Origin of the sequence: Myxococcus sp. CA039A (genome assembly GCF_013336645.1) — a bacterium.
Lineage (GTDB): Bacteria > Myxococcota > Myxococcia > Myxococcales > Myxococcaceae > Myxococcus > Myxococcus llanfairpwllgwyngyllgogerychwyrndrobwllllantysiliogogogochensis.
In genome coordinates this window covers 26,465-42,541 of record NZ_JABUMQ010000007.1, presented here as the reverse complement: position 1 = coordinate 42,541, position 16,077 = coordinate 26,465, and the positions used below count along the sequence as shown (strand labels likewise).

Here is a 16,077-nt window from a genome sequence, read left to right as displayed (position 1 = left end):
GGGCCCGCGCCCAAGCCCCCGACGCGAAGTGAGGACATGCCGAGATGATGAAGGTGCTACTGGCGGGGTTGATGCTGGTGTTCGGGGGGATGCTCGCCTTCGGGGGCGGGCGCATGCTGTACCGCGCCCATGCGAGCGAGCGCTGGCCCACCACGGAGGGCACCGTGGTGTCCTCGGGCGTGGAGACGGTGCGCAACCGGCGCACCACCCGCTTCCACCCCGAGGTGAAGTACGAGTACTCGGTGGGGGGCCACGCCTACTCGGCGGACACCATTTCGTTCGGAGGCAATGACACGGGCGCGCTGCCGGATGCCCAGCGCCTGACGCACCGGTATGCCTCCGGCACGAAGCTGCCCGTGCACTACGAACCGGACGACCCGGCCATCGCGTGCGTGGAGTGTGGCAACGCGGGGATGTCCAGCTACGTCGTGATGTTCGGCGGCCTGGCCTTCGCGGGGCTCGCGGGCGCGGGCATGGTGGACATGGTGCGCTCCGACGTGCGCGAGCGGCGCCGCATCAAGGGGCAGCGGCTCGCGCGGTAGCCATGGTCGCGGGCGCGGGCTTCCGCCTCAGCGCCTTCGCAAGGTGAAGACGTCGCCATTCTGCGCGACGACTCTGTAGCCCCCCAAGTCACCATCCACGTCCATGCCCAGCTGGAGTGGATCCGGAAACGTGTCTTCGTCGAAGTAGACGAGGAGCTTCTGGCGGGTGTCGACGAGCTCCAGGGGCCCCAGCGGCGCTGTCGCGAACACCTGGGGCACCGGGTCGGGAGCCAGCTCCTCGATGGTCTTCGTCAGACAGGTCGCCCACTCGCCCCGGTAGGCCTGCAGGCGCGCCTGGAGGTTCTGGAGCACGAGGGAACTTCGGGCGGGAGCGGTGTTCAGCCGGTACTGGATGCGGGGCTGGCTCCAATGCACGTCGATGAGGAACAGGCGCTTCTTGGCCTGACGGACATCCTCCAGCGTCCCCAGCTCCGTCAGCGCGAGCGTGAAGTCCTCGCAGAACTTCGCGTGGGACATGGGCCGCATCGCCTCCAGACAGTGGGCGAGGGAGTACTTGCTCGCATAGCTCTGGTACACGCGGACCTCGTCGCCCAGGCGCTCGACCATGAACGAGTGGGGCTTGCGCGAGATGCGACAGTAGTAGGGGCCCGGCGTGTTCTCGAGCAGGCTCAGCAGCGCGGGCGCGCCGATGTCCCCCACGGCCGGCGCGTCGCCTCCCACCGTCGTGACGTCATCCATCCAGGAGGACGTGGCGCCGCACGAGCCCGACTCCAGGTTGTGCTTCGCGGTGAACTCCACGTAGTCCGCGAACAGCATGGACCGCAGGGTGGCCACGGAGGTCTTCAGGGCGAAGACCCGGACAACCTCCTCCAGGTCGCTCGTCGTCGTGCTCCCATAGGTGGAGAGCGGAGAGCACACGAACATCTCGATGGTGGAGAGCGAGAGCCGCGACTGGAACTTCCGTCCCTCGGCGGCGGCGCGACCGAGCAGCTCATCGAGCGGAGGATGCGCGTCCGAGCGCGAGATGAAGCGCTTGACGTCGAGCAGCTTCCCGCAGTGGGTGACCTTGCCGCGCCAGCCATTCCAGCACTTGAGACAGATGAAGAACTTCTTGGCGCACGTGTCACATTCGAGGCGGACTTCCATCTCCTCGCGCTTGCAGAAGCTGCACAGCATGAAGACTCCCGGGTTGGTCGGTGCCCGGGGAGCAAGCTGTGTACCCGGAGCGCAAGCCCAGTAAAGACAAGGACCTCCCTTGCTGGAGCGCCGGACCTCGCGTCCACCCGGCACGCCTCGGCGTCCGGACGGCACGCAGATGCGCTCCTTGCGCGGGGCGTCGCGCGAGGCTCAAAGCAGCCCGTTCCGCGTGGTATCGATTGCCGACGGCCCCGTCCGAACGCCGGATGTCGCGACGGGAAGCGGACGGACGGAGACCTCTCCCGTCCGACACTCCACATCCGCCCCAAACGAACGCCGTGCGGACCCGAAGCCCCTGTGTGACGCTGTCGCCCCCGCGCCGTGCCATCTGGACGGCCCTCCCTGAAGGAGCTCCCGCATGCCCGTCACCCTCCGCCCCGCCCAGCCCTCGGACGAGCCCGCTCTGGGCCGGATGGGCGCGGCGCTCGCACGGCTCCATCACGAGCTTGACCCTCAGCGCTTCATGCTTCCGGACGACGTGGAGTCTGGATACCGCTGGTGGCTGGGACGAGAGGCCCGCAAGCCTGACGCGGTCGTCCTCGTCGCCGAGCTGGACGGTGAGGTGGTGGGCTATGCGTACGGCCGCGTGGAGGACGTGGACTGGAACGCCCTGCTGGACCGCTCCGGCGGCTTCCATGATTTGTGGGTGGACGCGAAGGCCCGCCGCGCCGGCGTAGGCCCCCTGCTCGCCGAGGAGCTGATGCGCCGACTGACGGCCCTGGGCGTGCCGCGCGTCGTCCTGCACGCCGCCGCCAAGAACGAGCCCGCACAGCGGATGTTCGCGCGCCTCGGGTGGCGCCCCACCATGGTGGAGATGACCCGCGAGGCGCCCGACACGCCCAAGAAGCCCTGAGGACTCAGGGCTTCCGACACGCCGCCCGGAATGGCGGCTGGCGTGTCACCGGGCACAGCTCAGTCCCAGGTGGTCCAGTCTGCTTCGTGGCCTCGGTCCGTCAGCTTCAGCCACGCGTTCTGACCGTTCGTCTTGGTCAGCAGCGCGGCGTTCTCGACGGCGGTCTTGGGGACACCCGCCCCATACCCCGAGGGACACTGGAAGTTGTCGAAAGACCCCGTCCCACCCATTGCCCAATAGTCAGACGGGCACGCGGTCGCAGTGCAACTTGTCCCGTACTTCCGGCATGCATGCGGATGGCTTTCGGCGCAATTCGCGTCGTACCAGGTCCCATTGGCCAGAATCATGGCGCAGTGCTCGTTGCCATTGTAGTTGTTCGGCTCGGTCGCGGCCCACTGCGTAAACGGCACCGGGGCACCGCCCCAGTGAACCCACCGCCCCTCCTTCGTCTGGTCCGTGAGGTTGACCCAGACAATGGCCCCCTGCTGCTTCTGCTGGAGCGCCGTGTTCTCGATGGAGTTCCTGGGTGCCGAGAACGTCCAGCCATCGCCACAGACACTCGCGCTCCAGGCGCCAGCCGTGGCCGACAGCTTCCAGTCATTCAGCACACAGCCCTGGCTCGTACACCGGCAGGCGTGCTTCACCGCGGTATCGCAGGGCGCGTCATTCCAGGTGCCCGTCACGTTGGCCAGCGTGCAGTTCTCGGCGCCTCCCGCGTTGTTCGGCTCGCCCGTCCCCCAGGGCTGGAAGGGGACCTCCTCCCAGCGACCTGCCTCGAACTGGTCCGTCAGGTTGACCCAGGCGTTCTTGCCCGAGAGGTATGAGAGTTCCTGGAGCTGATAACCCATCGAGGCGTTCCTGGGCGGGACGAACTCATAGCCCGCGGGGCACTGCGGCCGGTTCCAGGGGCCCGTGGCGTCCGTAATGAACCAGGGATTGCCGGAGGAGGAGCCGGTTGCAATCCGGAGGCAGGCATAGGCCTTGTTCGTGGCGCAGGGGGCGTCGTTGTAGCCATACAGCCCCTTCCACTCAGCGCAATGCTCGACACCATCGTAGTTGTTGGGCTCGCCGTCAGCCCACCACTGGAAACCCTCGTACTGCCATTTGCCCTCGAGCAGGCGGTCGGAGAAGTTGACCCAGACGTTGTCTCCGCCATCGACGAGTTCCTGCAGCTTCTGGTTCTCGTAGCCGTTCTGGGGAGGAATGAATGCATATCCGTCCGGGCAGAAGTTGTACTGGGGCGCCCACTCGTAGGCCCCCGTCGACAACTTCCAGTAATCAGACGGACAGTAGGAGGCGTCACAGGTCGCGCCCACCTTCTGACAGGCGCGCCGCAGACTCGAAGCACAGTCCACGTCGTTCCACTGACCGGTATCCGACTGGAACTCCGCACAGTCTTCATTGTCATCCCCGTCATTCGGCTCATCCTCGCCAAAGGACCAGAGCGCCTCCTTCATCGCATCCATACTGACACCATACGGTGAATACGAGAGGTTCGACTCCACCTGGTCCATTGAGATGCTGAAGCCACAGCGCGTGGCAGCCCAGTAGTCCAGGTAGTGGGAGAACCCGGAGTACGGCAGCCCACAGTGGAGAGTCTGGTCACAGATACGCAGCTCGGAGAACTCCGTCCAATACAGGCCCAGCGCCCCGGGCAGGTCCTGCGAGCGACAGGAGGGATATCCGGTGAACTTCTGCGCCTCGTTCGCGGGGTAACCGGGCGCGTTGACCCACAGATCCGGCTCGGCCGAGCCGCCCTCATGGTGCCCCGAACTCTCGGAGAAGACCCAGTCCTTGAGCGAGCCGCCGTTTCCATCGGGCAGGGATGAATAGTCGAATCGGTCCTTCACGGAGATGATGACCCGCTTGCCCATCCTGGCCAGCTCCTCGTTCGTCGGCCAGCGCTGGGGATGATACTCGCCGGGAGCCTGGGAGCCCGACCCCATGGCCCACGGGTTCGAGAAGTAGGTTCGCAGGTCCCGCGGAGTGAAGATGAGACTGCCCCGTGTATCCCCCGGGACATTCGGATAGGACTTGTCGAAGAAATGGCGCAACAGGTTGACCATTCGCGTCCGGGAATCCGCCGAGTTGACCTCCAGGTCCTCAATGCCAATCAGAAGGACTTCATTCTGGTTCTGGGGCTCGCGGAGCCAGGTCGAGATCTCCCCCAGGATGCCATTGATCGGCGTCGAGAAGGGCTCCACGGCATGGCTGAAACACAACCCCGGCGCCTGTGCGTTGCCGTAGGGGTCGTTCGGCTCGTCCTTGCTGTAGAAACAGCCATGGTCCCAGACGTCCACATAGAGCGCGCGCATGCCCATGGCGAGCTGGTTGTAGACATAGCGGTGCTGATTGACTCGCGTGTACCAACGCCCGCCGTGGGAATAGGCATTGCTGACGTGGGCATTGTGCGCGCCAAGCCGCTGGAAGCGCTGGACCGGAATGTCTCGCTGGAGCTCGGTCTGCTGGAATCTGGCGGCGTGCGCCGCCCAATAATCACCAGGCTCCATCGCCTGGGAGACAGCCCCTGACTCCTGGGGAGGAGTGGGTTCAGCTTCAGCCGGAGGGGTGTTGCAAGAAACGCAAGCAAGCATGCCCATGAGCAGGCAAGCATTGGCCAACTTCATATAGTGCTGTCCTTGGATGTCCCCCAGGCCCGGTTCGGCCAAGGGGGCGCGCCTTCTACATCCACCTACGTTGCGGGACAAGCACGGAACATCGGCCTGTTGAACAATTCTTGTATCGCAGAGCTGGGCAGGGAGCGCGGGGAATTCCGCTCAGAGGTCGATGATGCCCCGCCGTACGGCCACCACCACCGCGTGCGTGCGGTCCCTGGCCGAGAGCTTCGTCAGCACGTTCTTCATGTGCGTCTTGACGGTCTCTTCGGAGATCCCCATCTGCGCGGCGACTTCCTTGTTCGCGTTGCCCGCGGCGACCCGGCTCAGGACGTCCCGCTCGCGCGTCGTCAGCTCGTCGTCCGCCATGTGCTCGGCCATCTCCGACGCGATGTCCGCGGCGATGCGGCGGCGCCCCGCATGCACGCTGCGGATGGTCTCCACCAGGTCCTTGCGCAGCATGCTCTTGAGCAGATAGCCGGACGCGCCCGCCTTGATGGCCCGCACGGCCTGCGCGTCGCCCTTGTAGGTCGTCAGCACGACGATGCGCGCCGCCGGGAACTCCGAGCGAATCGCGGTGATGGCGTCGATGCCATTCATCTTGGGCATCTGCACGTCCATCAAGGTGATGTCGGGCTGGTGGGTCCGGTAGGCCTGGAGCGCCTGCTCGCCGTTCTCCGCCTCGGCGACCAGCTTCATGTCCGGCTGGCCGGCAATCATCCCGCTGAGCCCTTCACGCAACAGCGGATGGTCGTCGGCCACCAGGATTCGGATGTTCGAGTCCATCGCGTTCATGACGTCAAGGATACCACTCCAGGAGGGATGCCGGAATCTGGCCATCACCGCGACAACGGGACTGATACACCCTCAACACCAGCGGATTCCTCACGCCCCGTGCCGCTCGCTACACAGGCCGAGTCCCCCGCCCTCCCCCGAAATGGGGAGGACATCCTCCCTGGCATGGGGTTTCATCCAGACGTCTGGCATCGCTATCCTCTCGTCGTGCAACGACTCATCTCGATGATTCCCGAGGGGACGCTGGGAATGGCCTGGCTGTGGCTGCGATTGCCCGTGACGGGGTCCTTGCTCTCCAACACCTCCGGGGACTGAGCCGTCACCCGAACGGGGGATGCTCTCGCGGGACTTCCGGGTGTTTTATGTAAAACCCAGGTCGACGGCAGTCACGTCCCCATGAAGTGCAAACACCCCCGAGGAGCCCCATGCCCAACGCCAGTCCTACCCCCGGCAAGAACCTGCTCACCCCCGACAACCACGCGCTCATCCTCGTGGACCATCAGTCGCAGATGGCCTTCGCGACGCGCTCCATCGACATCTCGCTGCTGCGCAACAACACCGCGCTCATCGCCAAGGCAGCCGCGGGCTTTCGCGTTCCCACGCTCCTGACCACCGTCGCGGAGAAGAGCTTCTCGGGGCCCCTGTTCCCTGAAATCAAGGAGGTCTTCCCCGAGGCCAGGGTCGTGGACCGCACCACGATGAACGCCTGGGAGGACCCGCAGGTCACCGAGCAGGTCAACCGCTTCGACAAGGAGCGGCTGGTGATTGCCGGCCTGTGGACGGGCGTCTGCATCGTCGGGCCGGTGCTGTCCGCCATCGACCAGGGCTTCAAGGTCTACGTCATCACCGACGCCAGCGGTGACATCTCCGAGGAGGCCCACGAGCGCGCGGTGCAGCGCATGGTTCAGGCCGGCGCCATGCCGATGACCAGCCTCCAGTACCTGCTGGAGCTCCAGCGGGACTGGGCGCGCGGCGCCACCTACGCGTTGACCACGGGCATCGCCACCAGCAACGGCGGGGGCTACGGCCTGGGCGTCCAGTACGCCAAGTCCATGTTCAACGCCTCCGAGGGCGGCCAGCACTGACGCCGTCCCGCTTTCCGTCACACCCCGGCGATGGACACGCGCCTCCAGCCCCCCGGGCCGCGTCCGTCGTCGTGTCGTTGTCCGCCCCCTCCTCCGCGCACGAGCCCCCATGGCCGACCTGATTGTCCGCAACGCCCGCATCACCACCCTGGACCGGGACCATCCGGAGGCCCAGGCCCTGGCCATCTCCGGAGGCCTCGTGGAGGCCGTGGGAGACGAGGCCACGCTCATGGCGCTCGCCACACCGGGGACGCGGGTCATCGACGCGGGCGGGCGGCGGCTGGTTCCCGGCCTCAATGACAGCCACATCCACCTGATTCGCGGAGGGCTCAACTACAACCTGGAGCTGCGCTGGGACGGCGTGCGCTCGCTGGCGGACGCGATGGCGCTCTTGCGCGAGCAGGTGGCTCGCACTCCGGCGCCGCAGTGGGTCCGCGTGGTGGGAGGCTTCAGCGAGCACCAGTTCGTCGAGAAGCGCCTGCCCACGCTGGAGGAGCTCAACGAGGCCGCGCCGGAGACGCCCGTCTTCATCCTCCACCTGTACGACAGGGCGCTGCTCAATCGCGCCGCCCTGCGCGCGGTGGGCTACGGCAAGGAGACGCCGGACCCGCCGGGCGGACGCATCGAGCGCGACGCGCGCGGCAATCCCACGGGCCTGCTGCTGGCCAGCCCCAACGCGCTCATCCTGTACGCGACGCTCGCCATGGGGCCCCGGCTGCCCCCGGAGTACCAGCTCAACTCCACGCGCCACTTCATGCGCGAGCTGAACCGGCTGGGTGTCACGTCCGTCATCGACGCGGGCGGCGGCTTCCAGAACTACCCGGAGGACTACGACATCATCCAGAAGCTGCACGCCGACGGCGAGCTGACGGTGCGCATCGCCTACAACCTCTTCACCCAGAAGAAGGGCGCGGAGGTGGCGGACTTCGAGCGCTGGACGGGCATGCTCACCCCCCGCCAGGGCGACGACATGATGCGCCACAACGGCGCGGGCGAGATGCTCGTGTTCTCCGCCGCGGACTTCGAGGACTTCCGCATGCCCCGGCCGGAGCTGCCCGCGGGCATGGAAGGCGAGCTGGAGTCGGTGGTGCGCCTCCTGGCCCAGAAGCGCTGGCCGTTCCGCATCCACGCCACGTACGACGAGAGCATCAGCCGGGTGCTGGACGTGTACGAGAAGGTGAACCGGGACGTGCCGCTGGACGGTCTGCACTGGCTCATCGACCACGCGGAGACCATCTCCGAGCGCAACATCGAGCGCGTGCGCGCGCTCAGCGGTGGCATCGCCATCCAGCACCGCATGGCCTACCAGGGCGAGTACTTCGCGGAGCGCTACGGCCGTGACGCCGTCCGCCGCACGCCCCCGGTGCGCAAGATGCTGGAGCTGGGCGTGCCCGTGGGTGCCGGCACGGATGCCACGCGCGTGGCCAGCTACAACCCCTGGGTGGCGATGTATTGGCTCGTCACCGGCCGCACGCTGGGCGGGCTGGCGATGTACGGCGAGGACAACGTCCTGGAGCGCGAGGAGGCCCTGCGCTTGTGGACGCACGGCAGCGCGTGGTTCTCCCACGAACAGGAGCACAAGGGACTGCTCAAGCCCGGCTACTTCGCGGACTTCACCGTGTTGTCGTCGGACTTCTTCCAGGTGCCGGAGGCGTCCATCCTGGACATCACCAGCGTGCTCACGGTGGTGGGCGGCAAGGTGGTGCATGGCGATGGCGACTTCGGTCCGCTCGCGCCCCAACTGCCCCGGCCGATGCCGGACTGGTCTCCGGTGAATCGCTTCGGCGGCTACCAGGGCGGCACCGTCGCCCAGGCCCGGGCCGCCTTCCAGGGGGCCTCGCACGCGCATGGAGACTCCTGCGCCATGCACGGCCATGGCAGGACCCACGCTTCTCGCCACAAGGTCCCCACGAGCGACGACACCGGGTTCTGGGGAGCGCTCGGGTGCCTCTGCTATGCCTTCTGAGGCGAACGTCGCGGCAGCCCCGGCGGTGACCGCGCCGGAGGTCGGCCCGTGGGCGCCGCTGCGCCACTCCTCGTTCCGGACGATGTGGTTCGCCGTCCTGGCCAGCCACATCGGAACGTGGGTCCATGACGTCGCCGCCGCGTGGTTCATGTCCGAGCGGACGGGCTCCCCGTTGATGGTCGCCGCGGTGCAGTCCGCGACGACGATGCCCGTCGTGGTGTTCGCGCTCGCCGCGGGCACGCTGGCGGATATCGTCGACCGACGGCGCTACCTCATCGCCGTGCAGGTGTGGATGCTGGTCATGGCGACGACGCTCGCCTGGTTCGCGCTCTCCGGCAGGATGAATGAGTGGGTGCTGCTGGGGCTGACGTTCGCGCTCGGGACGGGCGCGGCCATGGCGATGCCGGCGCAGGCGGCGACGACCGCGGAGCTCGTGCCACGGCCCCTGCTGGCGCCCGCCGTGGCGCTCAGCTCCATCGGGATGAACATCGCGCGCTCGGTGGGGCCAGCCCTGGGCGGGCTGATTGTCGCGCGCTTCGGCGTCGGCTGGGCCTTGTCGCTGGACGCGGTCTCCTACCTGGGCGTGCTGCTGGCCCTGCTCCTCTGGCGGAGGGAGGAGACTGTCTCGACGCTGCCCTCGGAGCCCTTTGGCATCGCCTTGCGCGCGGGGCTTCGCTACGCGTCGAAGTCGGGTGACTTGCGCTCCGTTCTGCTCAAGTCGGCCTGTTTCTACGTCTTCGCCAGCGCGCTGCCCGCGCAGCTCGCCATCGTCGTACGCAAGGAACTGGGCGCGGGAGCGGGCACGTACGGGTTGCTGCTGACGTGTATCGGAGCGGGCGCCGTCGCGGGCGCCGTGCTGCTGCCTCGACTCCGTGCGCGACTGGGGGTCGACCGGCTGGTGTTCGGCGCCACGGTGCTCTACGCGCTCACCATGCTCGTCGTGGCCCACGTGCGAGTGCTCCAGGTGCTGGGCGTGGCCATGGTGTTCAACGGCCTGGCGTGGATCAGCGTGTTGTCCTCGCTCCAGACGGCCACCCATGTCTCCGTTCCCACGTGGGTTCGGGCCCGGGCGCTGTCGCTCTACATCGTGGTCTTCTCCGCGGGCATGGCCGGAGGGGGCCTCCTGTGGGGCTCCGTGGCCCAGCGCTTCGGTGTCCCCGTCTCGCTGACGGCGGCGTCCCTGGCGGCGGTGCTCGCGGGCGCCTTCTCGCTGCGCTTCCGGCTGAGCGCGGCCATGACGCGCAACACCGCGCCCTCTTCGCACTGGCCTTCGCCGGAGCTGACCGAGGCCATCGAGCAGGACCGGGGCCCGGTGCTCATCACCGTGGAGTACCGCATCGCCCCCAGGGACCGCGCGACGTTCCTTTCGCTCATCCACCAGCTCGGCGGCACGCGGCGCCGCGACGGTGCCGTGCAGTGGGACGTCATGGAGGACACGGCGGAGCCTGGGCGCTTCCTCGAGTACTTCGTCGTCGGCTCGTGGATGGAACACCTGCGTCAACACGAGCGCGTCACGCATGAGGAGAAGGCGCTGCAGGACACGCTGAGCGCGCTCCATCAGGACAGCCAGCCGCCGTCCGTTCGTCACTTCGTCGGCGCCGCGCCGACGAGCCCCCGTCTCACCCCCTTGGAGAACGACTCGTGAACTGGAAACTGTGTGTGGGCCTGCTCCTGGGCCTGGGTATTGGCTTTGGTTGCCGCTGGTTGGGCGTGCCCGCGCCCGCGCCGCCGGTGCTGGTGGGCGCGCTCCTCGTCGTCGCGATGACGAGCGGCTACACCTTGACGGACAAGCTGCTGGCGTCCCGTCCCGCGCGCAATCACGTCAACTGTGGCGGTCCCACCGGCGAGACGCAGGGGACGCGCTCATGATGCTGGCCCTGTTGGGATTCGCCCTGGCGCTCATCATTGGCGCGGGGTGCCGGCTGCTCGACATTCCCCTGCCCGCTCCGCCGAAGCTCCAGGGCGCGCTGCTGGTGGTGGCCATGACGGTGGGCTTCCTCATGGGAGAGCGGCTCCTGGGCTGAAGCACGCTCGCGCGCGAGGAGGACGCCATGCCGGGCGGCCTCCGCGCGTCGCGCATGCGTCAGGACTTTGGGATGAGGACGAGGTCCTCGTCCTGCTCCAGGCGGTACACGCCGTCCGCGCCCCGGCAGCGCTCGGCATGCAGGCGGAGCTTCCGGTCGAGTTCGCGGGCCTGGTCCGGGCTCATGGCCGCGAGCTGCTCCGCGGTGAAGCAGCCCTCGAGCACGAAGAAGCGGCAGAGCGTGTACATCTCCTCGAAGGTCTGCGCGACGAAGCCGCTCATCGTCGGGAGCACCTCGTGGGGCAGGTGTTTGCCCCGCACGGTGTCCAGCATCAGCTCGCCAAAGTTCAGCGTCTCCGCGAAGTCACGGCACAGCTCGTAGGTGGGCCCACGGGCAGCCGCCATGATGAGCAGGCAGTAGCCGCCGGGACGGACGAACGAAAGCAGTCTGTCCATGAAGGCGCCCCAGTCCGCGAGGGGCACGTGGTACAGGACGTGTGAGCACAGGACGAGTTCGTACTGCTCGGTGGAGGCATAGCGCTCCAGGGGCTCGACGAGGACCTTCGCCTTGTCGAGCTTCAGTCCTGAAATCTGCTCGCGATTGGGTTCGAGCAGCGTGAGTGAGCCGAAGTGTGGCGCGAGCCGCTCGGCCACCTTGCCCGACCCGGCGCCCACGTCCAGCAGCGTGCGCGGGAGTGGAAGACCTGGGAGCATCCGCTCCTCGACGACACGCGCGATGTTCTCGGGGTGGCGCGCGGTGGCGGCCAGCAGGCGAAAAGCCGTGGCGTATTCCTGCGGCGACATCGTGATTCCCATATCAGTCCCCCTGCTCCTGTTGAGATGCCAGTCCCGGTGCCCCTCACTGGGATGAGCGCCAGCGTATCGCCCCCACGCGCGGGGAGCACCTGGCTGGGCACGGAGAACAGGCACCTGCGAACGGGCATCGAGGAGGACACGAGGACAACCCGCTGGATTCCGCCCGGTGACCTCGAACGCCGCATGTTGGCGACCGTGACTCCGTGGCGACATTGCCGAGGGCACACCGGGGGTCATGCCGTTCGCCCTGCGAAACCGCGCCTCCGCCCCTCTGCCTTGCCGGGGGCACGGCCCCACAGATCAGTGGGTGCTGTCCACCACAGGGGCCTGACTCCTCGCGAGGGGCAACATGTATCCCCGCAGGGAAGTCCCGCATGTCGCGCCATTGGTCTGACGCTTGCTCTGTTGGACGCAATGACAACTCTCATCCGCAGAGAAAACTGGCGGGCCCTGGCCCTCACGGCCTCGTTACTTCTCGGTTGCACCAGTGACACACCTACACCTCCCGAAGGACCTCCTGGGGGGGACGACACGACCGTCCAGTTGACGCTCACGCGCCTGGGCGCGGGCACCCTCACCTCCAGCCCCGCCGCCATTTCGTGCGGCGGCACCTGTCTGGCCTCGTTCACCAAGGGCACCGCCGTCACGCTGACCGCCACGCCTGACACGGGGTACGCCTTCGGTGGGTGGAGCGGCGGCGGCTGCACGGGCACCGAGACTTGCGCCATCACCCTCGACGCCGACACCACCGTGCAGGGGAGCTTTACCCCGGTCACTGTCGCGGGCACCCAATACATTCCCTTGAGCCTTGCCTCCGGCCCCATCGCCGACAAGACGCCCGTGCGCACCGGCGTCCCCCTCCCCAAGGGAGCCCTGTCGAACATCGCCGAGCTGCGGCTGGAGACCGGTGACGGAAGCCAGGAAGTTCCCGCCCAGTTCGATGCCATCTCGCGCTGGCCGGATGGCTCCATCAAGGTAGCCCTCGTCCACCTCGTCGCCGACCTCGGCGAAGCCCGCTCCTACCGCGTCGCCTATGGCCCTGGCGTCGTGCGCGCCGCCCTGCCCCGAAACGTGGCCATCAGCGGCACGCCGACCACCGAGCTCACCGTCGACACGGGCCTGGTGAAGTTCGCCGTCAACAACAAGGGTGTCATCAACAAGCTCTGGCGCGACACCAACACCAACGGCACGTTCGAAGCGGGCGAGCAGCTCCTCAACGGCGGAGACCTGTTCATGGTCAACGCCTACGACAACCTGGAGTACACCGCTGGGGCGGCCACCGACGCGGTCGTGACCGTGGAAGAGAACGGGCCGATGCGCGCGGTCATCAAGGCCCAGGGCTCCCTCACCAACGGCAGCGGCGCGAAGCTCATCAAGTACCTGGTCCGCTACTACGCCCTCCAGGGCTCCGACAAGGTCGACATCGAGGTCTCCGTCATCGACGACCGCCTGGAGCCGAACGTCCAGACCAACCCCACGTCGTTCGCCATCGCCGGCAAGGCGCTGGGCCTGCGCTGGACCTACCTCTCCGACAGCGCGGCCGACTACCGCTTCGGCGGTGAGAGCGGCGCCGCGTATGCCGCGAAGGTCTCCGGAGAGCACTTCCTGCTCCAGAAGGGAGAGTTCACCTTCAACAACGGCGTCGACCTGGGCCACACGTTCAACTACAGCGGCGTGGGCACGGGCGCCAAGGCCGCCGGTTGGGTCGCCCTGGATTCCGGCAGCCGTCACCTGGCCTTGATGGTCCGGGACTTCTGGCAGCAGTTCCCGGGCGAGCTGAGCATCAACGGCAACACCCTGACCGCCTCCCTCTTCCCCGCACGCGGCGGCACCGCGGAGACCACGCAGCCCGCGCTGTCCGGCACTCGCTATATCCGGGCGCAGAGCATGTACTTCGCCCGCCCAGGTGGCGCGAAGACGTACCAGCTTCGGCTCGCCTCGAGCACCGGCCTGCCCACCACCAGCGCGCTGCACACGGCCAACGACAGCTATCAGCGCCACCGCCTGGAGCTGACGGCCACCCCGGCCTGGTACTCGACGTCAGGTGTCTTCGGCGACCTGACGCCCACGCCCCAGCTCAGCACCAACAAGGGCTACGACAACATGCTGATGCGTGACATCTACGAGCGGAGCATCGAGCAGTCCGACGGCAACGCCACGATGTTTGGCTGGCGTGACTACGGCGACCGGCTGCGCGCGGGCTGGGCGCTCGAGGTCAATGGCGTCTACGTGCCCAGCTTCTACAATGACACCCACGTCGGCGCGAACAACTTCCTCACGCAGTACCTGCGCAGCGGAGACGCTCGCTGGTTCCAGCTCGGGGAGATCAGCACCCGTCACTTCATGGACATCGACGTGTCGCATGGGCCCCGCGCGGGCTACTGGGCCACGGGCGGCGCGCCGCAGCCCGCGGGCGAGGTGCATGCCATCAACCATGAAAACATCGACCACCAGGTCCGCAACCTGCACTGGGGCCATGCGCACGTCAGCGGCATGAGCAATCTCTACCTGCTCACGGGCGACAAGCGCTCGCTCGACGTGCTCACGGAGATCGCCAACTGGTGGAAGTTCGTCACCCCGCACTTCTTCAAGCGCCCGTTCAAGTTCGCGGACCGGTACCGCGAGGCCGAGCGCGACTATGGCTGGCCCCTCTATGTGATGAATGAGTACGTGCGAGTGACGGGAGATGCGACGTACCACAAGGACGTGGCGGGCCACCTGGCCGCCTACATCGTCGAGTGGTTCAGGACCCCGAGCAATCACGTGGGCTACAACCCGGCCACGAACACCGTCACCAACACCGTCCTGGGCGTGAATGATGCCACCCAGGGAACGGGCTACTGGACGATGACCAAGATGGACAACAACGCCGGGTTCAACGCCACTGGGACGAACCCCTGGATGGCGGGGGCCTTCATGGGCAACCTCATCAGGTTTCATCAGGCAGACGTGTTGTTCTCCGCCGCGGGCAAGCCCTCCGGCGTGAGTCACGCCCAGATGGTGGACATGTTGCTCCAGGGCATGAACTACGTCGTCAAGTATGGCTACGACAGCACCCGCAAGTTCTTCGTGTACTCAGAAGCGCAGCGCGGCTACGACGGCGGCGACCACCACATCCTCTATCCGCTGGCCTATCTGGACCGCCTGTACAAGCAGGAGCTCGCCGCGGGTCGCATCAGCAACCCCGCATGGTTCGACACCCAGGCCACGTGGGGCGCGCTCGCCACGCGTCGCTACGACGAACTCCAGAACCTGACCGTCGGCGCGAGCACCCAATCCTATGGCTTCTATGGCTATGAGATTGTCTATCCCGCTGACTACTTCACGGTGATGAAGGACACGCTCGGCCGGTAGCGCGGAGCCCATGTCGAGGGAGGGCAGGACGCCAGCCAGTCCAGGCGTCGTGCCCCCCGCGTCACATGCCCAGCCGACGCACCAGCTCCACGGGCACCGGATAGACGGCCTCCTTGGGCAGCAGGCGCGTGGCCTGGTCCGCGCGCCCCTCGTCCAGGTGCTTGCGCAGCTTCTGCACCAGCGGCGTCAGGTCTGTGATGGAAACCACCCAGTCCTCGACAAAGCGCTGGATGATGCCGCGCCCCAGGCCCACCTGGATGCTGTCGTGAGGGAGCCCCGCCCCCCGCACCGTGCGCTCCGGGTCCCACTGGACATGGACGGACGCGTGCTCGAAAGCCTGTCGCCAGGCCTCCGGGGTGCCATGGGCCTTGGGCTCATACCCCGTGAGTACCGCCTCAGCGAGCGCCGCCTCCCACCCACTGCGTCGGATGCGCACCGCGAGCGTGCGCTCCTGGCCGCTCTTGCGGCCCCAATTCGAGCGGTGCATCAGCCACAGGAAGCTGGGTTTGATCCACGTCATCCGACCCACGGAGAACGGCGGGCCGAACTTCTGCTGTCTCACCGCCACGTCCGCGATGGCGTCCGGATAGGCCTGGTAGACCACCATGGACGCCCGGTCGAAATCGGCGCGAATCGCCCGGACGGAACTCACCGCCAGGTGCCCGCCAGGGCAAGAAGGCTGTTGCCAACCGTCGTCATACCTCGCACATTAACACAGGGGTCCCTACGAACCCGCGTCGATAGACCCTCACCGACGGGCATCACCCAGACTCTCAACACCTGGAAGACCGTGACAGAAAATGTCACACTTCGCGTTTATTGCGGGAAATGCAATGAAGTTGCTGCTGTCGACTTGTTCTTGAGATGCCT

General features: G+C 67.1%; 14 protein-coding genes. 9 read left to right on the top strand and 5 right to left on the bottom strand.

Translation table 11 applies throughout. The annotated features are described in order from the left end of the window. Positions 1-44: 44 nt before the first annotated feature. On the top strand, positions 45-542 hold the full coding sequence (locus tag HR086_RS02115; RefSeq protein WP_174464699.1) for a DUF3592 domain-containing protein: 498 nt from the start codon (positions 45-47) through the stop codon (positions 540-542). A gap of 27 nt (positions 543-569) precedes the next feature. Here HR086_RS02115 and HR086_RS02110 read toward each other — a convergent pair whose 3' ends face one another. Then, positions 570-1,679: a hypothetical protein gene (locus tag HR086_RS02110; RefSeq protein WP_174464698.1), complete on the bottom strand. Its 1,110-nt coding sequence runs from the start codon at positions 1,677-1,679 to the stop codon at positions 570-572. Positions 1,680-2,058: 379 nt separating this feature from the next. Here HR086_RS02110 and HR086_RS02105 point away from each other — a divergent pair, with 379 nt between their 5' ends. Further along, complete coding sequence (locus HR086_RS02105; RefSeq protein ID WP_174461758.1) at positions 2,059-2,553, top strand: GNAT family N-acetyltransferase; 495 nt, start codon at positions 2,059-2,061, stop codon at positions 2,551-2,553. Between the two features lie 59 nt (positions 2,554-2,612). On the opposite strand, the gene HR086_RS02100 is transcribed toward HR086_RS02105, so the two are convergent. Further along, positions 2,613-5,063 (bottom strand): lectin-like protein, encoded by a 2,451-nt coding sequence (locus tag HR086_RS02100; protein ID WP_174464697.1) that lies wholly within the window; start codon positions 5,061-5,063, stop codon positions 2,613-2,615. A 267-nt stretch (positions 5,064-5,330) separates the two neighbouring features. Continuing rightward, positions 5,331-5,963, bottom strand: coding sequence for a response regulator transcription factor (locus HR086_RS02095; protein WP_174461756.1), 633 nt, complete (start codon positions 5,961-5,963; stop codon positions 5,331-5,333). 165 nt (positions 5,964-6,128) lie between these two features. Between HR086_RS02095 and HR086_RS02090 the strand changes: the two genes are divergently transcribed. The 6 genes from HR086_RS02090 to HR086_RS02065 all read left to right on the top strand — a co-directional run bounded on the left by HR086_RS02090 (position 6,129) and on the right by HR086_RS02065 (position 11,038). Next, the gene (locus HR086_RS02090) at positions 6,129-6,278 is read left to right on the top strand and encodes a hypothetical protein (RefSeq protein WP_174464696.1); all 150 of its coding nucleotides are present in this window, start codon (positions 6,129-6,131) and stop codon (positions 6,276-6,278) included. 110 nt (positions 6,279-6,388) lie between these two features. After that, positions 6,389-7,048 (top strand): hydrolase, encoded by a 660-nt coding sequence (locus HR086_RS02085; protein ID WP_174461755.1) that lies wholly within the window; start codon positions 6,389-6,391, stop codon positions 7,046-7,048. Positions 7,049-7,157: 109 nt separating this feature from the next. Continuing rightward, positions 7,158-9,014 (top strand): amidohydrolase, encoded by a 1,857-nt coding sequence (locus tag HR086_RS02080; RefSeq protein WP_174461754.1) that lies wholly within the window; start codon positions 7,158-7,160, stop codon positions 9,012-9,014. Next, positions 9,004-10,659, top strand: coding sequence for an MFS transporter (locus HR086_RS02075; protein ID WP_174461753.1), 1,656 nt, complete (start codon positions 9,004-9,006; stop codon positions 10,657-10,659). Before HR086_RS02080 ends, HR086_RS02075 begins: the two co-directional genes overlap by 11 nt. Continuing rightward, positions 10,656-10,883, top strand: coding sequence for a DUF1427 family protein (locus HR086_RS02070; protein WP_141648148.1), 228 nt, complete (start codon positions 10,656-10,658; stop codon positions 10,881-10,883). Before HR086_RS02075 ends, HR086_RS02070 begins: the two co-directional genes overlap by 4 nt. Beyond that, positions 10,880-11,038 (top strand): XapX domain-containing protein, encoded by a 159-nt coding sequence (locus HR086_RS02065; protein WP_141648147.1) that lies wholly within the window; start codon positions 10,880-10,882, stop codon positions 11,036-11,038. Before HR086_RS02070 ends, HR086_RS02065 begins: the two co-directional genes overlap by 4 nt. Before the next feature lie 59 nt (positions 11,039-11,097). On the opposite strand, the gene HR086_RS02060 is transcribed toward HR086_RS02065, so the two are convergent. Further along, complete coding sequence (locus HR086_RS02060) at positions 11,098-11,841, bottom strand: class I SAM-dependent methyltransferase (protein ID WP_254614346.1); 744 nt, start codon at positions 11,839-11,841, stop codon at positions 11,098-11,100. Positions 11,842-12,396: 555 nt separating this feature from the next. Between HR086_RS02060 and HR086_RS02055 the strand changes: the two genes are divergently transcribed. Continuing rightward, positions 12,397-15,207 carry a hypothetical protein gene (locus tag HR086_RS02055; protein WP_174461752.1) on the top strand — a complete coding sequence of 937 codons (2,811 nt, stop codon included), beginning with the start codon at positions 12,397-12,399 and terminating at the stop codon, positions 15,205-15,207. 61 nt (positions 15,208-15,268) lie between these two features. Here HR086_RS02055 and HR086_RS02050 read toward each other — a convergent pair whose 3' ends face one another. Further along, positions 15,269-15,859, bottom strand: a complete 591-nt coding sequence (locus HR086_RS02050) for a DUF4291 domain-containing protein (RefSeq protein WP_174457264.1) — start codon at positions 15,857-15,859, stop codon at positions 15,269-15,271. Positions 15,860-16,077 lie beyond the last annotated feature (218 nt).